The 674-nt window shown below is 66.8% G+C and carries 1 pseudogene; it reads left to right on the forward strand.

Features of this window, described 5'->3' with window-relative positions:
- Window positions 1–674, forward strand: a pseudogene (locus VL15_RS28620) (cell surface protein); the annotation flags it as partial.

Raw genomic sequence — 674 nt, forward strand, 5'->3', positions numbered from 1 at the left:
CCTCGACCGGCATCAACTCGCTGTCCACCGGCATCAGCTCGGCAAACAGTTCGGTCCTGTCGCTGTCGACCTCGACGTCGACGGGTCTCTCGACTGCCACGAGCTCGATCGGTTCGCTGTCGACCGGCCTGAGCACGGTCACGGTCAAGACGGACAACCTCGGCAACAGCACGGCGTCGGCACTCGGTGGCGGCTCCACGTACGACCCGACGACCGGGACGGTCTCCGCGCCGGCATACACGACTTACAACGCGAACGGCACGACGTCGACCGCCAACAGCGTCGGCTCGGCGATCAACAACATCAACAGCCAGGGCATCAAGTACTTCCACGCGAACTCGACCGGCCCCGACAGCACCGCGACCGGCACCGACGCAGTCGCCATCGGCAGCGGCGCCGTCGCCGGCACCAACAATTCGGTCGCGCTCGGCGCCAACTCGCAGACCGCCGCGGCCAATCCCACGAGCAGCGCGACCGTCAGCGGCGTCACGTTCGGTGGATTCGCAGGCACCGCGCCGGTCGGCACCGTTAGCGTCGGCAGCGCGGGCAACGAGCGACAAATCACCAACGTCGCCGCCGGCCAAGTGACGCAGACCAGTACCGACGCGATCAACGGCAGCCAGCTTTATTCCGTTGCCCAACAGGTTGGTACCGCGACCAGCGCCATTTCGTCG

The sequence above is a fragment of the Burkholderia cepacia genome, from assembly GCF_001039005.1.
In the GTDB taxonomy this organism is placed as follows: Bacteria; Pseudomonadota; Gammaproteobacteria; order Burkholderiales; family Burkholderiaceae; genus Burkholderia; species Burkholderia theae.